At 57.0% G+C, this 17,331-nt stretch carries 17 protein-coding genes; 14 read left to right on the forward strand and 3 right to left on the reverse strand.

All coding sequences use genetic code 11. The features are described 5' to 3' along the window. Positions 1–81 precede the first annotated feature (81 nt). The 3 genes from pldB to IM300_RS15155 all read left to right on the forward strand — a co-directional run bounded on the left by pldB (position 82) and on the right by IM300_RS15155 (position 2,887). Complete coding sequence (gene pldB, locus IM300_RS15145) at positions 82–1,074, forward strand: lysophospholipase L2 (protein ID WP_063452180.1); 993 nt, start codon at positions 82–84, stop codon at positions 1,072–1,074. Positions 1,075–1,104: 30 nt separating this feature from the next. Continuing rightward, positions 1,105–1,905, forward strand: a complete 801-nt coding sequence (gene yigL / locus IM300_RS15150; protein ID WP_193037144.1) for a sugar/pyridoxal phosphate phosphatase YigL — start codon at positions 1,105–1,107, stop codon at positions 1,903–1,905. An 82-nt stretch (positions 1,906–1,987) separates the two neighbouring features. After that, positions 1,988–2,887: a carboxylate/amino acid/amine transporter gene (locus tag IM300_RS15155; RefSeq protein ID WP_063452182.1), complete on the forward strand. Its 900-nt coding sequence runs from the start codon at positions 1,988–1,990 to the stop codon at positions 2,885–2,887. Here IM300_RS15155 and metR read toward each other — a convergent pair. Then, positions 2,775–3,728: an HTH-type transcriptional regulator MetR gene (metR, locus tag IM300_RS15160; protein ID WP_063868862.1), complete on the reverse strand. Its 954-nt coding sequence runs from the start codon at positions 3,726–3,728 to the stop codon at positions 2,775–2,777. The two genes, IM300_RS15155 and metR, sit on opposite strands and share 113 nt — an antisense overlap. Before the next feature lie 116 nt (positions 3,729–3,844). Here metR and metE point away from each other — a divergent pair, with 116 nt between their 5' ends. Then, positions 3,845–6,106, forward strand: a complete 2,262-nt coding sequence (gene metE, locus IM300_RS15165; protein ID WP_193037146.1) for a 5-methyltetrahydropteroyltriglutamate--homocysteine S-methyltransferase — start codon at positions 3,845–3,847, stop codon at positions 6,104–6,106. An 82-nt stretch (positions 6,107–6,188) separates the two neighbouring features. Here metE and IM300_RS15170 read toward each other — a convergent pair whose 3' ends face one another. Beyond that, a complete protein-coding gene (locus IM300_RS15170; RefSeq protein WP_063452185.1) occupies positions 6,189–6,995 on the reverse strand; it encodes a dienelactone hydrolase family protein in 807 nt (268 codons plus the stop codon). Between the two features lie 259 nt (positions 6,996–7,254). Here IM300_RS15170 and udp point away from each other — a divergent pair, with 259 nt between their 5' ends. The 9 genes from udp to tatD all read left to right on the forward strand — a co-directional run bounded on the left by udp (position 7,255) and on the right by tatD (position 15,166). Continuing rightward, positions 7,255–8,016, forward strand: a complete 762-nt coding sequence (gene udp, locus IM300_RS15175) for a uridine phosphorylase (RefSeq protein WP_045417628.1) — start codon at positions 7,255–7,257, stop codon at positions 8,014–8,016. Positions 8,017–8,156: 140 nt separating this feature from the next. Continuing rightward, a complete protein-coding gene (gene rmuC, locus IM300_RS15180) occupies positions 8,157–9,614 on the forward strand; it encodes a DNA recombination protein RmuC (protein WP_107534432.1) in 1,458 nt (485 codons plus the stop codon). Positions 9,615–9,680: 66 nt separating this feature from the next. Further along, positions 9,681–10,436: a bifunctional demethylmenaquinone methyltransferase/2-methoxy-6-polyprenyl-1,4-benzoquinol methylase UbiE gene (ubiE, locus tag IM300_RS15185; RefSeq protein WP_063452187.1), complete on the forward strand. Its 756-nt coding sequence runs from the start codon at positions 9,681–9,683 to the stop codon at positions 10,434–10,436. 13 nt (positions 10,437–10,449) lie between these two features. After that, a complete protein-coding gene (locus tag IM300_RS15190; RefSeq protein WP_193037148.1) occupies positions 10,450–11,055 on the forward strand; it encodes an SCP2 domain-containing protein in 606 nt (201 codons plus the stop codon). Continuing rightward, complete coding sequence (ubiB, locus tag IM300_RS15195; protein ID WP_102749584.1) at positions 11,052–12,692, forward strand: ubiquinone biosynthesis regulatory protein kinase UbiB; 1,641 nt, start codon at positions 11,052–11,054, stop codon at positions 12,690–12,692. The genes IM300_RS15190 and ubiB overlap by 4 nt, the downstream gene beginning before the upstream one ends. A 76-nt stretch (positions 12,693–12,768) precedes the next feature. Beyond that, entirely contained in the window at positions 12,769–13,023 is a 255-nt protein-coding gene (gene tatA / locus IM300_RS15200) for a Sec-independent protein translocase subunit TatA (RefSeq protein ID WP_063452190.1), read from the forward strand. 3 nt (positions 13,024–13,026) lie between these two features. After that, positions 13,027–13,569, forward strand: coding sequence for a Sec-independent protein translocase protein TatB (tatB, locus tag IM300_RS15205; RefSeq protein WP_003860783.1), 543 nt, complete (start codon positions 13,027–13,029; stop codon positions 13,567–13,569). 2 nt (positions 13,570–13,571) lie between these two features. Further along, the gene (gene tatC / locus IM300_RS15210) at positions 13,572–14,342 is read left to right on the forward strand and encodes a Sec-independent protein translocase subunit TatC (RefSeq protein ID WP_063452191.1); all 771 of its coding nucleotides are present in this window, start codon (positions 13,572–13,574) and stop codon (positions 14,340–14,342) included. Between the two features lie 41 nt (positions 14,343–14,383). Then, a complete protein-coding gene (gene tatD, locus IM300_RS15215) occupies positions 14,384–15,166 on the forward strand; it encodes a 3'-5' ssDNA/RNA exonuclease TatD (RefSeq protein WP_193037150.1) in 783 nt (260 codons plus the stop codon). Here the strand turns inward: tatD and rfaH are convergent. Further along, the gene (rfaH, locus tag IM300_RS15220; protein WP_063452193.1) at positions 15,163–15,654 is read right to left on the reverse strand and encodes a transcription/translation regulatory transformer protein RfaH; all 492 of its coding nucleotides are present in this window, start codon (positions 15,652–15,654) and stop codon (positions 15,163–15,165) included. The genes tatD and rfaH overlap by 4 nt on opposite strands. Before the next feature lie 169 nt (positions 15,655–15,823). On the opposite strand from rfaH, the gene ubiD reads away from it, so the two are divergent. Then, on the forward strand, positions 15,824–17,320 hold the full coding sequence (gene ubiD, locus IM300_RS15225; protein ID WP_193037152.1) for a 4-hydroxy-3-polyprenylbenzoate decarboxylase: 1,497 nt from the start codon (positions 15,824–15,826) through the stop codon (positions 17,318–17,320). The last annotated feature ends 11 nt before the right edge of the window (positions 17,321–17,331 follow it).

A 17,331-nucleotide genomic window follows, 5' to 3' on the forward strand; every position in this document is an offset into this window, starting at 1 on the left:
CACAATACGCTATTGTTGAGTCATTTTGTGACCGATGACGAAAAAAACTATATTCCCTGGATTACGGGGGGTGGAAACCCAATGTTTCAGCAGAAAAAGGACTGGGAAACACGAGAAAACGCATTTGCGGCTTTCTCCATGGGGCCGCTGAGCGATTTCTGGCGCCAGCGAGAGGAAGATGAATTTACGGGCGTCGGAGGGATCCCGGTACGCTTCGTTCGTTTCCGTGATGAAAAAAATGACCGGGTGATTGTGGTCTGCCCCGGCCGTATCGAAAGTTACGTCAAATATGCCGAGCTGGCGTATGACCTGTTCCATCTGGGCTTCGACGTATTAATTATCGACCATCGCGGGCAGGGGCTTTCAGGCCGGTTGCTGCCGGATACCCATCGCGGCCACGTGGATAACTTCAGCGATTACGTCGACGATTTCGCCGCGTTCTGGGAGCAGGAAGTGCAGCCAGGCCCGTGGCGCAAGCGCTATATACTGGCGCACTCCATGGGCGGTGCCATTTCCACGCTGTTTTTGCAGCGCTACGATCACCAGTGCGATGCCATCGCGCTTACCGCGCCGATGTATGGCATTGTGATTCGCTTCCCTGACTGGATGGTACGACATCTTCTCGACTGGGCTGAGGGCCATCAGCGCATTCGGGAAAATTATGCCATCGGGACAGGGCGCTGGCGGGCGCTGCCGTTTGCCATCAACGTGTTAACCCACAGCCGGCAGCGCTATCGCCGTAACCTGCGCTTCTATGCCGATGAGCCGCGATTACGCGTCGGTGGCCCGACCTGGCACTGGGTGCGGGAAGGCATTCACGCCGGCGAGCAGGTGCTGGCGGGCGTGGGTGATGATGATACGCCGACGCTTCTGATTCAGGCGGAGGAAGAGCGTGTGGTGGATAACCGCATGCACGATCGATATTGTGAACTGCGCGCCGCGGCGGGCCACCCGTGTGAAGGGGGTAAACCGCTTGTCATTAACGGCGCGTACCATGAGATCCTTTTCGAAAAGGACGCTATGCGCTCAGTCGCGCTCAACGCTATTGTTGAATTTTTCAACAGGCATAACTGATTACTGTTTTCACCAGAGGTTTAAATCCCTATGTACCAGGTTGTTGCATCTGATTTAGATGGCACGCTGCTTTCCCCCGACCACACCCTGTCGCCTTACGCGAAAGAGACCTTAAAACTCCTGACCGCCCGCGGCGTGAACTTTGTCTTCGCCACCGGCCGCCACCACGTGGACGTGGGGCAGATCCGCGATAACCTGGAAATCAAATCGTACATGATCACCTCCAACGGTGCTCGCGTACACGACACGGACAGCAACCTCATTTTCACCCATAACCTGGATCGTGATATCGCCGCCGATCTGTTCGGCGTGGTGCATAACAACCCGGATATCGTCACCAACGTTTACCGTGACGACGAATGGTTTATGAACCGTCATCGCCCGGACGAAATGCGCTTCTTCAAGGAAGCGGTATTCAACTACTCGCTGTATGAGCCGGGTTTGCTGGATCCGGAGGGGATCAGCAAAGTGTTCTTTACCTGCGAAAGCCACGAAGCGCTGCTGCCGCTGGAGCAGGCGATCAACGCCCGTTGGGGCGACCGCGTCAACGTGAGCTTCTCCACGCTGACCTGTCTGGAAGTGATGGCGGGCGGAGTGTCCAAAGGCCACGCCCTGGAAGCGGTGGCAAAACGTCTGGGCTTTGAGCTGAAAGACTGCATCGCGTTCGGCGATGGCATGAACGATGCCGAGATGCTCTCCATGGCGGGCAAAGGCTGCATCATGCAGAACGCGCACCAGCGCCTTAAAGACCTGCACCCGGAGCTGGAAGTGATCGGCACCAACGCCGATAACGCGGTGCCTAAGTATTTGCGCAAGCTGTTCCTTGAATAATCTTCATTTGATTATTTATTGCTCAGTTGTCAACTAAAGAGTTCGCTACAATGCCTGTCCTTCTTTCTGAGAGACAAGCATTGTGGCGCTACTCATTATCACCACTATCCTGTGGGCCTTCTCCTTTAGCCTGATTGGCGAATACCTTGCCGGATCGGTCGACAGCTACTTCTCGGTGCTGATGCGCGTAGGGCTGGCGGCGCTGGTATTTCTGCCGTTCCTGCGCACCCGCGGGCAATCGCTGAAAACCCTTCTTCTGTACATGCTGGTGGGCGCGATGCAGCTCGGCATCATGTATCTGTTCAGCTTTCGGGCCTACGTCTACCTGTCCGTCTCGGAATTCTTGCTCTTTACCGTCCTGACGCCGCTCTATATCACGCTGATTTACGACCTGCTCAGCAAGCGCCGCCTGCGCTGGGGATATCTTCTGAGCGCCGCGCTGGCGGTGATTGGCGCGGCGATCATTCGCTACGACAAGGTGAGCGATCACTTCTGGACCGGGCTGATGTTCGTCCAGCTCGCCAATATCAGCTTCGCCATCGGGATGGTGGGTTACAAACGCCTGATGGAAACCCGCCCGATGCCGCAGCATAACGCGTTTGCATGGTTCTATGTGGGCGCGGCGATTGTCGCGGTGGCGGCGTGGTTTCTGCTCGGCAATCCGCAAAGGCTGCCGACCACTACCGTGCAGTGGAGCGTTCTGGTCTGGCTGGGCGTGGTGGCGTCGGGGCTGGGGTACTTTATGTGGAACTACGGCGCTACGCAGGTAGACGCCGGAACGCTGGGGATCATGAACAACGTACACGTCCCGGCGGGGCTGCTGGTAAATCTTGCCATCTGGCAGGAACAGCCGCACTGGCCGAGCTTCCTTATTGGGGGAACGGTGATCCTGGCTTCGCTGTGGGTACATCGCCGCTGGGTCGCTCCGCGCTCCGCACAAACGGAAGATGGTCGCACGCGTGGTTCCGCGCTGAGCGAATAAACGCTTCCGTAATCGGCTGACGCTGCTCGCCGTCGCGCACGGCAGCGTACAGCCGGCTCCACAGTCCTTCACCCAGGGTTTTGGTGACCACCAGACCCTGGCGTTCAACCGTCTCGACCACCCAGTGCGGCAGCGCCGCGATCCCCATTCTGGCCGCCACCATCTGGATCAGCAGCAGGGTATTGTCCACGCTTTTCAGCTGAGGGCTGATGCCTGCGGGTTGCAGAAAATGGCGCCAGATATCCAGACGACTGCGCTGTACCGGGTAAATCAGCAGCGTTTCGCTGGCAAGATCTTCCGGCGTAATGCGCGTTTTGGCGGCCAGCGGATGATCCGGGGCCAGCACCAGACGCACCTCAAAATCAAACATCGGCGAATAGTGCAGGCCGCTGCGCGGCAGAATGTCTGAGGTCATCACCAGATCCAGCTCACCCTGCTGAAGCGACGGCTGCGGATCAAACGTAACGCCGGATTTAAAGTCCATCTCCACCTGCGGCCACTTCTGGCGGAAGTTCTCAAGCGCGGGAGTCAGCCACTGAATACAGCTGTGACACTCAATGGCAATGCGCAGAGTGGTCTGCTGCGGCTCATTGCAGGACTGCAACGCGCTGGCAATCTGCGGCAGCACCTGGTTCGCCAGCTGAAGCAAAATTTCGCCCTGCGGCGTAAAGCGCAAGGGCTGGCTCTTACGCACAAAAAGACGAAAACCGAGGCGTTGTTCCAGATCGCTGAACTGGTGAGAAAGGGCAGACTGAGTCTGGTGCAGCGTGGCCGCTGCCGCCGCAAGAGAACCGCAGTTCCGCAACGCTTGTAGCGTTTTCAGGTGTTTTATCTCGATCATGAAAGTCCTTCACTTCGCCATGAACATTTTGCGCTTGAGGAATATACAGTACCTGCCAATTATAGAAGTGTAAACATCTGGACGTCTAAATAACGAATTTCTACAAGGGGTATGCCATGACAATCCGCTCTCACACTCTCGGTTTCCCTCGCGTTGGCCTGCGTCGCGAGCTGAAAAAAGCGCAAGAAAGCTACTGGGCGGGTAACGCCACCCGTGAAGAACTGCTGGCGGTGGGCCGCGAGCTGCGCGCCCGTCACTGGGATCAGCAAAAACAGGCGGGCGTTGACCTGCTGCCGGTGGGCGATTTCGCCTGGTACGACCATGTTCTGACCACCAGCCTGCTGCTTGGCAACGTGCCGGCTCGTCATCAGAACAGCGATGGATCGGTAGATATCGACACCCTGTTCCGCATCGGCCGTGGTCGTGCGCCAACGGGTGAGCCAGCGGCAGCGGCGGAAATGACCAAGTGGTTTAACACCAACTATCACTATATGGTGCCGGAGTTCGTTAAGGGCCAGCAGTTTGCGCTGACCTGGACGCAGCTTCTGGATGAAGTGGACGAAGCGCTGGCGCTGGGCCATCAGGTGAAGCCCGTATTGCTGGGGCCGGTAACCTACCTGTGGCTGGGCAAAGTGAAAGGCGAACCGTTTGACCGCCTCAGCCTGCTGAACGATATTCTGCCGGTTTATAAGCAGGTGCTGATCGAGCTCGGCAAACGCGGCATCCAGTGGGTGCAAATCGACGAGCCGGCGCTGGTGCTTGAGCTGCCGCAGGCATGGCTGGATGCCTTTAAACCGGCGTATGACGCGCTCACTGGCCAGGTGAAGCTGCTGCTGACCACCTATTTCGAAGGCGTGACGCCGAACCTCGACACCATTACCGCGCTGCCGGTTCAGGGCCTGCACGTGGACCTCGTTCACGGTAAAGACGACGTAACGGATCTGCATAAGCGTCTGCCTGCGGACTGGCTGCTCTCCGCCGGTCTGGTCAACGGTCGTAACGTCTGGCGCGCCGATCTGACCGAGAAATACGCGCAAATTAAAGACATCGTCGGTAAACGCGAGCTGTGGGTGGCTTCGTCCTGTTCTCTGCTGCACAGTCCGATCGATCTGAGCGTGGAGACCCGCCTGGACGAAGAAGTGAAAAGCTGGTTTGCCTTCGCCCTGCAAAAATGTGAAGAGCTGGCGCTGCTGCGCGATGCGCTCAACAGCGGCGATACGGCGGCGATTGCCGACTGGAGCGCCCCAATCCAGGCGCGTCGTCACTCGGCTCGCGTGCACAACCCGGCGGTGGAAAAGCGTCTGGCGGCCATTACCGCCCGGGACAGCCAGCGCCAGAGCCCGTACGAGGTACGTGCCGAAGCCCAGCGCGCCCGCTTCAACCTGCCCGCGTGGCCGACCACGACCATCGGTTCATTCCCGCAGACTACCGAGATCCGCGGCCTGCGTCTGGACTTCAAAAAGGGCAATCTGGACGCGAATCATTACCGCACCGGCATTGCGGAACACATCAAGCAGGCGATTATTGAGCAGGAACGCCTCGGGCTGGACGTGCTGGTGCACGGTGAAGCCGAGCGTAACGACATGGTGGAATATTTTGGTGAGCACCTGGACGGCTTCGTCTTTACCCAGAACGGCTGGGTGCAGAGCTACGGCTCCCGCTGCGTGAAGCCGCCGGTAGTGATCGGTGACGTCAGCCGCCCGGCGGCGATTACCGTGGAGTGGGCGAAGTATGCCCAGTCTCTGACCGATAAACCGGTAAAAGGCATGCTGACCGGCCCGGTGACCATTCTCTGCTGGTCGTTCCCGCGCGAAGACGTGTCGCGCGAGACGATTGCCAAACAGATCGCGCTGGCGCTGCGCGATGAAGTGGCGGATCTGGAAGCGGCGGGGATTGGCATCATTCAGATCGACGAACCGGCGCTGCGGGAAGGTTTGCCGCTGCGTCGCAGCGACTGGGATGCGTACTTACAGTGGGGCGTGGAAGCCTTCCGCATTAACGCCGCCGTTGCGAAGGATGACACGCAGATCCACACCCACATGTGCTACTGCGAATTTAACGACATCATGGACTCCATTGCCGCGCTGGACGCCGACGTCATTACCATCGAGACCTCGCGTTCAGACATGGAGCTGCTGGAGTCGTTTGAAGAGTTCGACTACCTGAACGAAATTGGGCCGGGCGTGTATGACATTCACTCCCCGAACGTGCCGAGCGTGGAGTGGATTGAAGGGCTGCTGAGGAAAGCCGCCCAGCGCATCCCGGCGGAACGCCTGTGGGTAAACCCGGACTGCGGCCTGAAAACCCGCGGCTGGCCGGAGACGCGCGCCGCGCTGGCGAATATGGTAAAGGCAGCGCAGAATCTGCGTCAGGCGTAGTGGTGCTGGATTGCCGGGTGGCGCTATCGCTTACCCGGCCTGCCAGTAGGCCCGGTAAGGCGCAGCCGCCACCGGGCTTTTTTTATGCTTTTTTCCCGCCGTACTGGCTAAACCACGCCAGCATTCTCTGCCAGCCATCTTTCGCCGATTCCGCGTGATAGCTCGGACGATAATCGGCATTAAACGCGTGTCCGGCATCGGGATACACCACGATTTCGGCCTTCGCGTTTGCCGCCCGCAGCGCGTGGCGCATGGTCTCGACGGTATCAAGCGGAATACCGGTATCCTGACCGCCATACAGCCCTAACACCGGGGCATTGAGATCGGTAGCAATATCAACCGGATGCTTCGGCGAGTTCAGGGTCTTTTCACCCACCAGTTTGCCGTACCAGGCTACGGCGGCTTTCAGCTGCGGGTTATGCGCGGCGTACAGCCAGCTAATGCGCCCGCCCCAGCAGAAGCCGGTCACCATCAGACGGTGCGGGTCGCCGCCGTTGCGCGCCGCCCAGCTGGCAACGTGGTCAAGATCGGCAAGCACCTGCGCGTCCGGCACCTTGCTGACCAGGTTACTGAATAGCGTCGGGATGTCGCTGTAATCGTTCGGATCGCCCTGGCGGAAATAGAGCTCTGGCGCAACGGCCAGATAACCCTCCAGCGCCAGGCGGCGGCAGAGGTCACGAATATGTTCATGAACGCCAAATATTTCCTGAACCACAATCACGATAGGCAGCGGGCCCTCGGCGGATTTTGGCCGCGCGTGGTACGCCGGCATGTTCTCTCCCTGAGAGGGAATCGACGTTTCGCCTGCGGTGATGGCCTCTTCAGGGGTTGAGACAATGGTTGAGGCATGCGGGGCAGCAGCAGGTGCAAAACCGGTTTTTTCAGTCATGGCATTCTCCGTACCAATGAATGGATTAGCGCAAAGATAAATATAGACACCAGGTTAACAATCCACAGTGCCTTATAGCGTCTATCTTTTGTGCAGCACCCGTCGATATAACTTGTTAATGTGATGTGAATCACTATTTGATGGAAATTAACTGCAATCTTTTTCATTCATGGTGAGATGCATCACGAAATAATGCACATTGCTTCTGTAAAGTACCTTTTTACTTCTTCTGACTAACCGACCCACAGAGGAGTCACCTATGTCTAAGTCTGATGTTTTTCATCTCGGCCTCACTAAAAACGATTTACAAGGGGCTACGCTGGCTATCGTCCCTGGCGATCCTGAGCGTGTGGAAAAGATCGCCGCGCTGATGGATAAGCCGGTTAAGCTGGCAGCCCATCGCGAATTCACCACCTGGCGCGCAGAGCTGGACGGCAAAGCGGTGATCGTGTGCTCTACCGGTATCGGTGGTCCGTCTACCTCAATCGCCGTTGAAGAGCTGGCGCAGCTGGGCATTCGTACTTTCCTGCGTATCGGCACCACGGGCGCCATTCAGCCGCACATCAACGTGGGCGACGTGCTGGTCACGACGGCATCCGTGCGTCTGGACGGCGCAAGCCTGCACTTTGCACCGATGGAATTCCCGGCAGTGGCTGACTTCGAGTGCACCACCGCGCTGGTTGAAGCGGCGAAATCCGTTGGCGCAACCACTCACGTGGGCGTGACGGCTTCCTCCGACACCTTCTACCCGGGCCAGGAGCGTTACGACACCTTCTCTGGCCGCGTGGTGAGCCGTTTCAAAGGCTCAATGGAAGAGTGGCAGTCCATGGGCGTGATGAACTATGAAATGGAATCTGCAACGCTGCTGACCATGTGCGCAAGCCAGGGTCTGCGTGCCGGTATGGTGGCGGGCGTGATCGTCAACCGTACCCAGCAGGAGATCCCGAACGCCGAAACCATGAAGCAGACCGAAAGTCATGCGGTGAAAATTGTGGTTGAAGCGGCTCGCCGTCTCCTCTAATTCTCTCTTCTGAGATAAAAGGCCGACGCGTTCGGCCTTTATTTTTTGCGTAGCGCCTCGCAGGAAAACCCTTTCAAACTGGACGTTTATACAGCACAATTCTATTTTGTGCGGGTTATACGTGGATGCAGGGGGGCATTGTGGATATCTCAATCCTGGTTTATGCGGTAGTGGCGCTGGCGAGCGTGGGGATTGGCTGGCTCATTTCCAGCTACCAGCACGCGCAGCAGAAAGCCGAACAGCTGGCAGAGCGCGAAGAGATCGTGGCTGAACTCAGCGCGACGAAACAGCAGCTTGCGCTGAGCGACCATTGGCGCGAAGAGTGTGAACTGCTCAATAACGAACTGCGTAACCTGCGCGACATCAATACCTCGCTGGAGGCCGATCTCCGCGAAGTGACCACCCGCCTTGAATCCACCCAGCTGCACGCCGAAGACAAAATCCGCCAGATGATCAACAGCGAGCAGCGCCTCAGCGAGCAGTTCGAAAACCTCGCGAACCGTATTTTTGAGCACAGCAACCGCCGCGTGGATGAACAAAACCGCCAGAGCCTGAACAGCCTGCTGACGCCGCTGCGCGAACAGCTGGACGGTTTCCGCCGTCAGGTGCAGGACAGCTTTGGACAGGAAGCGCGCGAGCGCCACACCCTGGCGCACGAGATCCGTAACCTCCAGCAGTTGAATGCGCAGATGGCGCAGGAGGCAATCAACCTGACGCGGGCGCTCAAAGGCGATAACAAAGCGCAGGGAAACTGGGGCGAAGTGGTCTTAACTCGCGTGCTGGAGGCCTCGGGCCTGCGCGAAGGGTATGAATATGAGACGCAGGTCAGCATTGAAAACGACGCGCGCTCGCGAATGCAGCCGGATGTGATTGTGCGTCTGCCTCAGGGCAAAGATGTGGTTATCGACGCCAAAATGACGCTCGTCGCCTATGAGCGCTACTTCAACGCTGACGATGACTACACCCGAGAATCAGCGTTGCAGGAGCATATCGCCTCCGTGCGTAACCATATTCGTCTGCTGGGCAGGAAAGATTATCAGCAGCTGCCGGGGCTGCGATCGCTGGATTACGTGCTGATGTTCATTCCGGTCGAGCCTGCATTCCTGCTGGCGCTCGACAGACAGCCTGAGCTTATTACCGAAGCGCTGAAAAATAACATTATGCTGGTCAGCCCCACCACGCTGCTGGTGGCTTTGCGGACCATTGCCAACCTGTGGCGCTATGAGCACCAAAGTCGTAACGCGCAGCAGATTGCCGATCGCGCCAGCAAGCTGTACGACAAAATGCGGCTGTTCGTTGACGATATGTCCTCGGTGGGGCAAAGCCTGGATCGCGCCCAGGATAATTACCGCCAGGCGATGAAAAAACTCTCCTCCGGGCGCGGCAATTTGCTGGCACAGGCGGAGGCGTTCCGCAGCCTGGGCGTGGAGGTGAAACGCGAGATTAATCCGGAACTGGTGGAGCAGGCGACCGCTCAGGACGAAGAGTTCCGCTTGCGCGAAGGCGACGCTGAGCAAAATTCCCGCAATGAAGACAACGATTTAGCGGCGAGTTTATCGCCAGATGAGCAGCCGGCACGTTTCTTTCACGGTGGTTGAAACGTAGGGCAAATGCGCCCAATCTGTTACACTTCACGAACATTTGACTGATTAGCAGGCTCTGAGATGGTTGACGATTCACAAGACACAACGCACTTTGGCTTTCAGACTGTCGCCAAAGCGCAGAAAGCTGACATGGTGGCCCACGTATTTCATTCCGTGGCGGCGAAGTACGATGTGATGAATGATTTGATGTCATTCGGCATTCATCGCTTGTGGAAGCGCTTTACTATTGATTGCAGCGGCGTGCGCCGTGGGCAAACGGTGCTGGATTTAGCCGGGGGCACGGGCGATCTGACCGCAAAATTCTCCCGTCTGGTAGGCGAAACGGGCCGCGTGGTGCTGGCGGATATCAACGACTCCATGCTGAAAATGGGCCGCGAAAAGCTGCGCAATATTGGCGTGGTGGGGAACGTGGAATATGTTCAGGCGAACGCCGAAGCGCTGCCGTTCCCGGACAATACGTTCGACTGCATCACCATCTCTTTCGGTCTGCGTAACGTGACCGATAAAGACAAGGCGCTGCGCTCCATGTACCGCGTGCTGAAGCCGGGCGGTCGTCTGCTGGTTCTCGAGTTCTCAAAACCCATTATCGACCCGCTGAGCAAAGCTTACGATGCCTATTCCTTCCACGTTCTGCCGCGCATTGGCGAGCTGGTGGCGAACGATGCCGAAAGTTACCGTTATCTGGCCGAATCCATCCGAATGCACCCGGATCAGGACACGCTGAAAGCGATGATGCAGGATGCGGAGTTTGAAAACGTGGAATACTTCAATTTGACGGCGGGTGTCGTCGCGCTGCATCGTGGTTACAAGTTCTGAGTGGAGGTTTCCCGTGCCCATTAAACCCTTAGTCACCGCTGGCATCGAGAATGTACTGAATGCCTTTCTGTATCGCGCACCGGCGCTGAAAACCGCACGTCAGCGGCTTAACGGGAAGGTACTGCGTATCGTATTAAAGGAGTTCTCGACGCCGCTTGTGCTGGTCTTCAGCGAACGCCAGCTTGACGTTCTGGGTGAATGGGAAGGCACGGCTGACTGCTCGGTGATTACGCACATGAGCGTACTGCCAAAACTACGTGACCGTCAGCAGATGACGGCGCTTATTCGCAGCGGTGAGCTGGAGGTCGAAGGCGACATTCAGGTGGTGCAGAACTTCGTTGCACTCAGCGATCAGGCCGAATTCGACCCGGCGGAACTTCTGGCACCCTATATCGGCGACATCGCGGCCGAAGGGATAAGCAAAACGCTGCGCACGGGCTCCGTTTTCCTGCGCAAAGGTCTGCTCCGTCAACAGCGCTATGCTGCCGAGGTGCTGACCGAAGAGTGGCGTATGGCGCCGGGGCCTTTAGAGGTCGCCTGGTTTGCTGAAGAGACCGCGGCAGTTGAGCGCGCAGTTGATGCGTTAACCAAACGGCTGGAAAAACTGGAGGGCAAATGACGCCTGGTGAAATTCGGCGCCTCTACTTTATCGTTCGCACCTTTTTGAGCTACGGGCTCGACGAGCTTATCCCCAGAATGCGCATCACCCTGCCGCTTCGGCTTTGGCGGCGCACGCTGTTCTGGATGCCGAATCGCCATAAGGATGAGGAGCTGGGCGCACGCCTGCGTCTTGCGTTGCAGGAGCTCGGCCCTGTCTGGATCAAGTTTGGGCAGATGCTCTCAACGCGTCGCGACCTTTTCCCGCCGCAGATTGCCGATCAGCTCGCGCTGTTGCAGGACCGCGTCGCCCCGTTTGACGGGGAGAGAGCAAAGCAACAAATCGAAGAGGCGATGGGTAATATTCCCATCGACACCTGGTTTGATGATTTCGACATCCAGCCTCTGGCCTCAGCGTCTATTGCGCAGGTTCACACCGCGCGCCTGAAGGAAAATGGCAAAGAGGTGGTTATTAAGGTGATTCGCCCGGATATCCTGCCGGTTATCAGAGCGGACATGAAGCTGATCTATCGCCTGGCCCGCTGGGTGCCGCGCCTGTTGCCGGATGGCCGCCGTTTGCGTCCGCTGGAAGTGGTGCGGGAATACGAAAAAACGCTGATTGATGAGCTTAACCTGCTGCGTGAATCGGCGAACGCCATTCAGCTGCGTCGTAACTTTGAAGACAGCCCGATGCTGTATGTTCCTGAAGTCTACTCTGACTATTGCAGCCAGAACATGATGGTGATGGAACGTATCTACGGCATTCCGGTCTCAGACGTGGCAGCGCTGGAAAAGCAGGGCACCAACATGAAGCTGCTGGCCGAGCGCGGCGTGCAGGTCTTCTTCACGCAGGTTTTCCGCGACAGCTTCTTCCACGCTGACATGCATCCGGGCAATATTTTCGTCAGCTACGAGCACCCGGAAGATCCGAAATACATCGGCATCGACTGCGGAATTGTTGGCTCGCTGAATAAAGAGGACAAGCGTTATCTCGCCGAGAACTTTATCGCTTTCTTCAACCGCGACTACCGTAAGGTGGCCGAGCTGCACGTGGATTCAGGCTGGGTTCCGCCAGATACCAACGTGGAAGAGTTTGAGTTTGCGATCCGCACCGTCTGCGAGCCGATTTTTGAAAAGCCGCTGTCGGAGATCTCCTTCGGTCACGTTTTACTGAACCTGTTCAACACCGCACGCCGTTTCAATATGGAAGTGCAGCCACAATTAGTTTTACTTCAGAAAACATTACTTTACGTTGAGGGCGTAGGCCGCCAGCTCTATCCTCAGTTAGACTTGTGGAAAACCGCGAAACCGTTCCTTGAGTCCTGGATTAAGGATCAGGTCGGTATTCCTGCGCTGGTTCGCTCGCTTAAAGAGAAAGGCCCGTTCTGGATTGAAAAAATGCCTGAAATTCCTGAACTGGTTTACGACAGTTTGCGTCAGAGCAAGAACCTTCAGCACAGCATGGATAAAATCGCGCACGAGCTTCAATCCAGTCGCGTGCGTCAGGGGCAGTCCCGCTATCTCTTCGGAATTGGCGCGACGCTGCTGATAAGCGGCACGTTGCTGTTGATCAATCGTCCGGACTGGGAAATGATGCCAGCCTGGATTATGGCTGCCGGCGTGGTTGTCTGGCTTGCTGGCTGGCGAAAAACGCGCTGAATTAGCGTCGCTATCGATGGATTGCATACGTATAATGCGATCTGACTAATTAATCGTCTATCACTGGGGAACACGCATGGGTGGTATCAGTATCTGGCAGTTAGTGATCATTGCCGTCATCGTTGTGCTGCTGTTCGGCACGAAAAAACTGGGATCGATTGGTTCCGACCTGGGCGCGTCAATCAAAGGCTTCAAGAAAGCCATGAGCGATGATGAGAATAAGCAGGAAAAAACCGGTCAGGATGCTGATTTTACCGCTAAATCTATCGCCGATAAGCAGGACGAAGCCAAAAAGGAAGAGGCCAAACGTCACGATAAAGAGCAGGTGTAATTCGTGTTCGACATTGGTTTTGGTGAGTTACTGCTGGTCTTTGTGATTGGTCTGATCGTGCTGGGGCCGCAGCGTTTACCCGTTGCGGTGAAAACCGTCGTGGGCTGGGTGCGGGCGCTCCGCTCGCTGGCAACGACCGTGCAGAACGAGTTGGCGCAGGAATTGAAGCTTCAGGAATTTCAGGACAGCCTGAAAAAGGTTGAAAAGGCGAGCATGGACAACCTGACGCCGGAGCTGAAAGCGTCGATGGATGAGCTACGCGAAGCGGCTGAATCCATGAAGCGCTCATACAGCATTAACGATCCTGAGAAGGCGAGCGATGAAGCAAACACCATCCATAATCCGGTGGTGAAGGGCAGCGAAGAGCAGCGCGAGGGTGTGACGCCTTCCAGCGCGGAGCATCAGGCCGCTTCGCCAGAGCAATCGCCTCAGGAGCCCGAAGTGAAAAAGCAGGTGCCGCCGGAAGAGCCCGTGGTCAAAACGGCTGAGGTAAAACCCGCCGCGCCTGTTTCCGAATCATCCCCCTCGTCGAGTGATAAAGCGTAAACATGGCAGTAGATGATACTCAACCGCTGATTGCGCACCTCATTGAGCTGCGTAAGCGCCTGTTAAACTGCATTATTGCGGTTTTCCTCATTTTTTTATGTCTGGTCTATTTCGCCAACGATATCTATCAGGTGGTTTCTGCGCCGCTGATTAAACAGATGCCGCTGGGCGCGACGATGATTGCAACGGACGTTGCTTCACCGTTCTTTACCCCCATCAAGCTGACCTTCTGGGTATCGTTGATTGCATCTGCACCGGTCATTTTGTATCAGGTCTGGGCATTTGTGGCGCCCGCGCTGTACAGGCATGAACGCAAGCTGGTTATTCCGCTGCTGGTATCCAGCTCGCTGCTGTTTTACATCGGCATGGCGTTCGCCTACTTCGTTGTCTTCCCGCTGGCCTTTGGCTTCCTGACGCATACCGCGCCGGAAGGGGTACAGGTTTCGACGGACATCGCCAGCTACCTCAGCTTCGTCATGGCGCTGTTTATGGCCTTTGGTGTCGCCTTCGAGGTGCCCGTCGCGATTGTCCTGCTCTGCTGGGTGGGCGTGACCACGCCTGACGATCTGCGTAAGAAGCGTCCTTATATCCTGGTGGGTGCGTTTGTCGTAGGTATGCTGTTGACGCCACCGGACGTCTTCTCGCAAACCTTACTGGCGATACCCATGTACTGCCTGTTTGAGGTCGGCGTGTTCTTCGCACGTTTCTACGTAGGAAAGGGACGTACCGGGGACGAAGAAGACGAGCCGTCTGAAGAGACCACCAAAGAATAAAACCAGCCGCCCGTCAGGGCGGTTGTCATATGGGGATACGTATGTTTGATATCGGGCTTAACCTGACCAGTGCGCAGTTTGCGAAAGACCGCGATGAGGTGGTGGCGCGCGCTTTTGCCGCCGGCGTGAACGGGCTGTTACTGACGGGAACGAACCTGCATGAGAGCGAGCAGGCACGGCAGCTGGCGCAACGCTATCAACACTGTTGGTCCACCGCCGGCGTGCATCCGCATGACAGCAGCCAGTGGACGCATGAAAGCGCTGAGGTGCTTCATCGTCTGGCACAAACGCCAGAAGTGGTTGCCATTGGCGAATGCGGGCTTGATTTCAACCGTAACTTCTCGACGCCTGAAGACCAGGAGAGGGCATTTACCGCCCAGCTCGCGCTGGCCGCAGAGCTGGGGATGCCGGTGTTTATGCACTGTCGCGATGCGCATGAACGTTTTCTGGCGCTGCTGGAACCGTGGCTGGAGAAGCTGCCCGGTGCGGTATTGCACTGCTTTACGGGCTCCCGTCAGGAGGCGCTGGATTGCCTGAACCGTGGGCTTTATTTGGGTATCACGGGCTGGGTTTGCGATGAGCGTCGTGGGCTGGGGCTGCGCGAGCTGTTGCCCGTTATCCCAGCCGATCGTTTGCTGCTGGAAACGGATGCGCCGTATCTGTTGCCCCGGGATATGCAGCCCAAACCGGCATCACGACGTAATGAACCGGCTTATCTGGGGCATATTGCTGAGCGAGTGGCGCACTGGCGCGGAGAAGATGCGCAGTGGCTGGCAGCACAAACCGATGATAACGTGCGTCGTTTGTTCGGCGTGCAGTTCTAAACTTTGCGGAAATCGGTGTTTTTAACGCTCTGCAACACCTCTTTGTTCAGCAGGTTGAGCAGCAGCATGGAACGCGCTTCACCGTCCGGCTCAGAGAAGATGGCCTGTAACCCTTCAAAGGCACCTTCGGTGATCACCACGCTGTCTCCGGCGTACGGGGTTTCAGGATCGGTAATATCGTCAGGCTGCTGATAGACAGAAAGCTGATGAATGACCGATGACGGTACTCTTGCCGGATGGGCGCCAAAACGCACAAAATGGCTGACGCCGCGGGTAGCGCTGATCGTCGTGGTGTGGATCACTTCGGGGTCGAACTCAACGAACAGGTAGTTCGGGAACAGAGGCTCACTGACGGTTGTGCGTCTTCCACGCTGCATTTTTTCAAGCGTGATCACGGGCGTCAGGCAGTTAACAGACTGACGTTCAAGATGTTCCTGCGCGCGCTGAAGTTGCCCGCGTTTGCAATACAGTAAATACCAGGCCTGCATAATCACTCTTCCCATTGTTCGGGGCGCAAGCATACCAAAACCCTGGCGGGATCGCTAAGGTGATTATAATGGCGAAAAAGAGAGTAAGTCGTGGAAGTTCACGCTAATTTAACAAAATTACAGCATCACGCGGTCTTACGCCGTATAATGAAGCGCTTACAGAGAGGCCATGATTAACTGCATGAAATACCACGATCTACGCGACTTCCTGGCGCTGCTGGAAAAGCAGGGCGAACTCAAACGCATTACGCTTCCTGTTGATCCGTATCTGGAAATGACAGAGATCGCTGACCGTACCCTGCGCGCGGGCGGCCCGGCTTTGCTGTTTGAAAACCCAAAAGGCTACGCCATGCCGGTACTGTGCAACCTGTTTGGCACACCTCGCCGCGTGGCGATGGGCATGGGGCAGGAAGATGTCACGGCGCTGCGTGAAGTGGGCAAACTGCTGGCCTTTCTGAAAGAGCCGGAGCCGCCAAAAGGGTTCCGCGACCTGTTCGACAAGCTGCCGCAGTTTAAGCAGGTGCTGAACATGCCAACTAAGCGCCTGCGTGGTGCGCCGTGCCAGCAAAAAGTGCTGGAAGGCGATGCGGTTGATCTGACCAAAATTCCGATCATGCAGTGCTGGCCTGAAGATGCCGCACCGCTGATCACCTGGGGCCTCACTGTGACGCGCGGGCCGCATAAAGAGCGTCAAAACCTCGGCATTTATCGTCAGCAGCTGATTGGCAAGAACAAGCTCATCATGCGCTGGTTGTCCCACCGCGGCGGCGCGCTGGATTTCCAGGAGTGGTGCGCGGCCCGTCCGGGCGAACGCTTCCCGGTATCCGTCGCGCTGGGTGCCGATCCGGCAACGATTCTGGGCGCAGTGACGCCCGTTCCGGATACGCTGTCTGAATATGCCTTTGCCGGGCTGCTGCGCGGCACCAAAACCGAAGTGGTGAAGTGCATCTCCAATGACCTGGAAGTGCCCGCCAGCGCGGAGATCGTGCTGGAAGGTTACATTGAACAGGGCGAGCTGGCACCCGAAGGGCCGTACGGCGACCACACCGGCTATTACAACGAAGTGGATAACTTCCCGGTATTCACCGTCACGCACGTTACCCAGCGTGAAGATGCCATTTATCACTCCACCTACACCGGCCGTCCACCCGATGAACCGGCGGTGCTGGGAGTGGCGCTGAACGAAGTGTTCGTGCCGATCCTGCAAAAGCAGTTCCCGGAAATAGTGGATTTCTATCTGCCGCCGGAAGGGTGTTCGTATCGCCTGGCGGTGGTGACGATGAAGAAGCAGTATGCCGGTCACGCTAAGCGCGTGATGATGGGCGTATGGTCCTTCCTGCGCCAGTTTATGTATACCAAGTTTGTGATTGTCTGCGATGATGACGTCAATGCCCGCGACTGGAATGACGTGATCTGGGCCATCACCACGCGTATGGATCCGGCGCGTGACACGGTGTTAGTGGAAAACACGCCGATTGATTATCTGGACTTTGCCTCGCCGGTTTCCGGCCTTGGCTCAAAAATGGGACTGGATGCCACGAACAAATGGCCTGGCGAAACCGACCGTGAATGGGGTCGCCCGATCGTAAAAGATCCTGCCGTGACCGCGCGAATTGACGCGATCTGGGACGAGCTGGCCATAATGAATAACGGTAAGGCAGAATAAGACCGTTTAGC

The sequence above is a fragment of the Enterobacter cloacae complex sp. I2 genome (assembly GCF_014896205.1).
Classification (GTDB): domain Bacteria; phylum Pseudomonadota; class Gammaproteobacteria; order Enterobacterales; family Enterobacteriaceae; genus Enterobacter; species Enterobacter quasihormaechei.